The organism is Streptomyces sp. MnatMP-M17 (assembly GCF_900091995.1).
Lineage (GTDB): Bacteria > Actinomycetota > Actinomycetes > Streptomycetales > Streptomycetaceae > Streptomyces.
Map to the genome: position 1 here is coordinate 1 of NZ_FMDK01000647.1, position 5,788 is coordinate 5,788.

A 5,788-nucleotide genomic window follows, 5' to 3' on the forward strand; every position below is an offset into this window, starting at 1 on the left:
CAGCAGAGAGCCCCGGCACCCTTCACGGGTGCCGGGGCTCTCTGCTGGGCTGGTTACCTGCCGAAGAAGCCTCCGCCGTTGTTGCCACCGTTGCCCTGGTTGCCGCCCACAGTGGTCAAGGTGACGGTGTCTCCCTTGTTGACCTCCTGGCCGGGCTGGGGGTTGCTCCCCGTCACGAAGGCGTTCGGGTCGGTCGGCTGATTCTGTTCGACCGCGACGTTGAGGCCCAAGCCCTGGAGACGGCCCTGCACCTCTCCGAGCCGCTTGCCGAAGATGTCAACGGGGATCTGTACCTTCTCCTGCGGCGGGCCCTTGGAGACATCCAGCGTGACCGTGGAGTTCTTGGGCGCCTTGCTGTTCTCTCCCGGGTTCTGCTTGACGACCGTGCCCGCCGGCTCCTGCGAGTCCACGTCATTGCGCTGGACGGTGAAGCGGAGGCCTTCGAGCTGGGCCTTCGCCGCGTCGAACTGCGTGCCGACGACCGGCGGAACCGTCTCCTGGGCCGTCTTCGCGATCTTCAGCGTGACCGTGGCGCCCTTCTCGGCCTTCGAGCCGCCCGCCGGGTCCTGTTCGAGGACCGTGTTGGGGTCCTCGTCCGACTCGACCTGCTCGATTTCGACGTTGAAGTTGTCGCCCTCCAATATGGAGGTGGCGTTGTCGACGTCCTTCTGTGTGACGTCGGGGACCTTGACCTGCGGTGAGCCCGCCGAGACGACGACCTGGATGGTCTCGCCCTGGTCCATCTTGCCGTTCGCCGGGTTCTGGCTGCAGATGGAGCCCTTGGGCACCTCGCACCGCTTCGAGCCGGACTGTTCGACCTTCACGCTCGCGTTGCTCGCGAGCGTCTCGGCCTCCTGGAGCGTCTTGCCGACGAGCTGCGGGACCGTCACCTGGGTGGTGCCACTGTCGCCACCGAGGAACGCCTTGCCGATCAGTATCGCGCCGATCAGCACCAGGACGCCCGCCGTCACCAGCAGTATCGTCGAGGTGTTCGACTTCTTCTGACGGCGCCGGTCCGGGCGGTCGTCGTACCCGCCGCCGTATCCGCCCTCGTCCGGGCGCATCGGCGGCAGCATCGTCGTCTGGCCGGCCGGGTCGTTCTGGCGCAGCGCGGTCGTCTGCTGGCCGCCGTCATGGCCGCCGTAACCGCCGCCGTAGCCGACCGAGCCCATGGCCGCCGTGGCCGCGACAGGCTGTCCGTCGAGGCAGGCCTCAATGTCCGCGCGCATCTCGTCGGCGGACTGGTAGCGGTAGTCCGGGTCCTTGACGAGCGCCTTGAGCACGATCGCGTCCATCTCGGGCGTGATCTCGGGATCGAAGACGCTGGGCGTCTGCGGCTCTTCCCGTACGTGCTGATAGGCGACGGCGACCGGCGAGTCGCCGATGAAGGGCGGCCGGACCGTCAGCAGCTCGTAGAGCAGACATCCGGTGGAGTAGAGGTCGGAGCGCGCGTCGACCTGCTCGCCCTTGGCCTGCTCGGGCGAGAGGTACTGGGCGGTGCCGATGACGGCGGAGGTCTGGGTCATCGTCATACCGGAGTCGCCCATGGCGCGGGCGATACCGAAGTCCATGACCTTGACCTGGCCGGTACGCGTCAGCATGACGTTGGCCGGCTTGATGTCCCGGTGGACGATCCCGTTGCGGTGCGAGTACTCCAGCGCCTGGAGGATGCCGATGGTCATCTCCAGCGTGCGCTCGGGCAGCAGCCTCCGTCCGGAGTGCAGCAGCTCGCGCAGGGTCGAACCGTCGACGTACTCCATCACGATGTACGGGATGGAGACCCCGTCGACGTAATCCTCACCGGTGTCGTAGACCGCGACGATCGCCGGGTGGTTGAGCGAGGCGGCCGACTGGGCCTCTCGGCGGAACCGGGCCTGGAAGGACGGGTCGCGGGCGAGATCGGCCCGGAGCGTCTTCACGGCGACGGTGCGGCCGAGCCGGGTGTCATGCGCGAGGTAGACCTCCGCCATGCCACCACGGCCGAGCACCGAGCCCAGCTCGTACCGGCCGCCGAGGCGACGCGGCTCTTCCATAACTGTTCCAGCCCTCTCCGTCAGTCCCGACCGCACCGGTGTGTGGTCCGGCGGTGTGCTGCTCGCGCCTACGCTACCGGGCACGCCGTATGCGATTGACCCATAGCGGTGACCTGATATACGACCGGTATCGCAAAGTGCGTCTACGGACGTGAGCCGTGACCGGCATCACTTCCTGCTGTCGATGACCGCCTTCATCACTGCCCTGGCGATGGGGGCCGCAAGACCGCCGCCGGAGATGTCGTCCCGGCTGGCCTTGCTGTCCTCGACGACGACCGCGACGGCGACGGGCGAGCCGTTGTCCGTCTTGGCGTACGAGATGAACCACGCGTAGGGGTTCTTGCTGTTGTTCTCGCCGTGCTGCGCGGTACCGGTCTTGCCGCCCACTGTCACATTCGGAATCTGGGCGTTCTTTCCGGTGCCGTCGTTGACGACCGTCTCCATCATGGTCTGGAGCATCTGCGCGTGCTCCTGGGTGAGGGGACGGCTCATCTCCTCGGGCTCGGTCTTGCTGAGCACGTCCAGGTTCGGGGCGCGCAGCTGGTCGATCATGTACGGCTTCATCAGCTTGCCGTCATTGGCGATCGCGGCGGCGACCATGGCCATCTGGAGCGGCGTGGCCCGGGTGTCGAACTGGCCGATGGAGGAGAGCGCGGTCTGCGACTCGTTCATCTCCTCGGGGAAGAACGAGGCGTTGGAGCGGACCGGAGTGAACTGCTCGGCGTTGAATCCGAACTTCTTCGCCGTCTCCAGCATCTTGTCCTTGCCGATCTGGGAGCCGAGCTTGCCGAAGACCGTGTTGCAGGAGTAGCGCAGCGCGTCCCGGAGGGTGGCGTCCTTGCAGGGGATGTTGCCCTCGTTGGGCAGCGGCGTGGTCGTTCCCGGCATGATCCAGGGGAGCGGCGTGTCCGTCGGCTCATCGATGTCCGTGACCTCGCCGTGCTCCAGCGCGGCGGCGGCGGTGACCACCTTGAAGGTCGAGCCGGGCGGGTAGGTCTCGCGCAGCGCGCGGTTCTGCATCGGGTCGTCGGGGTTGTTCTTCTTGTCGAGGGCGACCCAGGCCTCGGTGTCCTTGTCGCTGTTGCCCGCGAACTTGGACGGGTCGTAGCTCGGCGTGGAGGCCAGCGCCAGGATCTTGCCCGTCTGCGGGTCGATGGCCGCTACGGCGCCCTTGGCGTCCCCGAGGCCCTTGTAGGCGGCCTTCTGGGCGGCGCCGCTGAGGGTGGTGACGACATCACCGCCTTTCTTCTTCTTGCCCGTGAACATGGCCATGGTGCGGTCGAAGAAGAGCCGCTCGTCGTTGCCGGTGAGTATGCCGTCCTCAAGCTTCTCGATCTGGTTGGCGTCGAAGGCCTGGGAGGCATAGCCGGTGACGGGTGCCCACATGGGGCCGTCGACATAGGTGCGCTTGTAGGCGAAGTCGCTGTCGTCCGTCTTGACGGAGCCGGTGATGGCCTTGCCGTCGACGATGATGTTGCCGCGCTCGTTGCTGTAGCGCTCGATGAGCACACGGCGGTTGTACTTGTGCGAGTTCAGCTCGTCCGCGCGGACGTACTGGAGCCAGTTGTCCCGGATCAGCAGGGCGAGGATGAGAAGCCCGCAGAAGATCGCGATGCGTCGCAGGGGCTTGTTCACGGTCGGACCACCTGGGTCATCTCGGCGTCGGGTGACGGGGCGGGAGCCGGCGCGGGCCGGCGCGCGGTGTCGCTGATACGGATCAGGATCCCGATCAGCGCCCAGTTGGCGAGCACGGAGGAGCCGCCGGCTGCCAGGAACGGCATGGTCATACCGGTCAGCGGAATGAGCCCCATCACACCGCCGGCGACGACGAAGACCTGGATGGCGAAGGCGCCGGAGAGACCGACGGCGAGCAGCTTGCCGAACGGATCGCGGGCGGCGAGCGCCGTGCGGACGCCGCGCTCCACGACCAGGCCGTAGATCAGCAGGACGGCCATCACTCCGGCGAGGCCGAGTTCCTCACCGACGGTGGCGAGGATGAAGTCCGAGTTGGCCGCGAAGCCGATGAGGTCGGAGTGGCCCTGGCCGAGTCCGGTGCCCAGTGTGCCGCCGGAGCCGAAGGCCATCAGGGACTTGGCGATCTGCTCGCTCGCGGCGATCTTGCCGTAGCCGTCGAACGGGTCGAGCCAGGCGGTGACGCGCTGCTGGACGTGCGGTTCGAAGGAGGCCACGCCGACGGCGCCGACCGCGGACATCAGCAGACCGAAGACGATCCAGCTCGTCCGCTCGGTGGCGACGTACAGCATGACGACGAACATGCCGAAGAAGAGCAGCGAGGTGCCGAGGTCGGTCTCGAAGACCAGGATCAGGATGGAGACGCCCCAGACGACCAGGATCGGTCCGAGGTCACGGCCGCGAGGCAGGTACAGACCCATGAAGCGGCGGCTGGCGAGCGCCAGGGCGTCCCGCTTCACCATCAGATAGCCCGAGAAGAAGATCGCGATGATGATCTTCGCGAACTCACCCGGCTGGATGGTGCCGAAGCCGGGGATGGTGATCCAGATCTTGGCGCCGTACACGCCGGGGAAGAACATCGGCAGGATCAGCAGGACCAGCGAGACCACCATGGAGATGTAGGTGTAGCGCTGGAGGATGCGATGGTCCTTGAGAAGGACCAGTACGGCTGCGAAAAGGGCGACACCGATCGCGGAGAACAGCAGCTGTTTGGTGGCGGCCGGTGCGAAGGTGTCCAGGGCCTGGAACCGTTCCGACTTGTCCAGCCGCCAGATCAGCACCAGCCCGAGCCCGTTGAGCAGAGTGGCCAGCGGCAGCAGCAGCGGATCGGCGTACGGAGCGAACTTGCGCACCGCGAGATGGGCGATCCCGGCGAGCAGCGCGACGCCGAAGCCGTAGCCGAGCATCCCGGCCGGTACCTTGCCGTCGAGGGCGAGCCCCACGTTCAGATACGCGAACACCGGGATGACGACGGCGAAGGCGAGCAGCCCGAGCTCGGTGTTGCGGCGGCTCGGTGCTTCGATCGCGCCGATGGTGGTCGTGTTGGTGACAACGCTCATGGTGGTGAAAGGCCCCCTACGGCCGGCTACTGCTGCTTCCCGCAGTTCGAGGCCACTTTCTGCTCCTCCTCCGAGAGGCTGGGGCCTGGAGTGGGAGTCGCGGCTTTCGGCTTGATGGTGGTGGTCCGGCCGGAGGTGTTCGTACCGGTCGTGCCGCCGGCCTGGCCTTCGCCGGTGACCACAGCGGCCTCGCGGTCGGCCTGACGGCGCTGCTCGTCCTTCTTGCAGGCCGACGCCTGGGTGGCGAGTTCCTGGATCTTGTCACGCCCGTTGGCCAGGCTGCCTTCGGCGATGGTCTCCTCGACCTGCTTGCGCTGGTAGGGCGGGAGGTACTTGAGTTCGATCTCGGGGTGGTCCTTCTCGATCTCCGAGAGGGAGAGCCAGGCCAGATCCTGGCTGATGCCCCGGTAGAGCGCGACATGCTCGGCGTTGGCGCCCACGTAGTACTGGGTCTGCGTCCAGCGGTAGCCGCCGTAGAGCCCGCCGCCGACGACGGCCAGCGCGAGCACGGAGTAGAAGGACCTCTTGAGCCACTTGCGGCCACCGCGCGGCTTGACGAAGTCCTCGTCGCTGTACGCGCCGAAGCCGCCCTCGGGAGGCATGCCTTCGTAGCCGGCGTCCTGGCCGCTGCCGGGCGGGCCGAAGCCGCCGCCCGCGGGCTGGGGCGGTACGGAGCGGCCGAGACCGGCGGCGCGGCCCGCGGGCGTCTGCATCGCGGCGGCG

3 protein-coding genes and 1 pseudogene are annotated in these 5,788 nt (G+C 67.4%); all 4 read right to left on the minus strand.

The annotated features are described in order from the left end of the window. Window positions 1-53: 53 nt before the first annotated feature. A complete protein-coding gene (gene pknB, locus GA0115259_RS27140) occupies window positions 54-2,033 on the minus strand; it encodes a Stk1 family PASTA domain-containing Ser/Thr kinase (protein WP_093601918.1) in 1,980 nt (659 codons plus the stop codon). Window positions 2,034-2,201: 168 nt separating this feature from the next. Beyond that, the gene (locus GA0115259_RS27145; protein ID WP_093601920.1) at window positions 2,202-3,668 is read right to left on the minus strand and encodes a peptidoglycan D,D-transpeptidase FtsI family protein; all 1,467 of its coding nucleotides are present in this window, start codon (window positions 3,666-3,668) and stop codon (window positions 2,202-2,204) included. Then, window positions 3,665-5,065, minus strand: coding sequence for an FtsW/RodA/SpoVE family cell cycle protein (locus GA0115259_RS27150; RefSeq protein ID WP_093601922.1), 1,401 nt, complete (start codon window positions 5,063-5,065; stop codon window positions 3,665-3,667). Before GA0115259_RS27150 ends, GA0115259_RS27145 begins: the two co-directional genes overlap by 4 nt. 26 nt (window positions 5,066-5,091) lie before the next feature. Then, window positions 5,092-5,788, minus strand: a pseudogene (locus tag GA0115259_RS27155) (protein phosphatase); the annotation flags it as partial.

Coding starts and splice junctions, on each gene's coding strand:
- pknB (WP_093601918.1), bottom strand. CDS start 2,033: ATGGAAGAGCCGCGTCGCCTCGGCGGCCGGTACGAGCTGGGCTCGGTG.
- GA0115259_RS27150 (WP_093601922.1), bottom strand. CDS start 5,065: ATGAGCGTTGTCACCAACACGACCACCATCGGCGCGATCGAAGCACCG.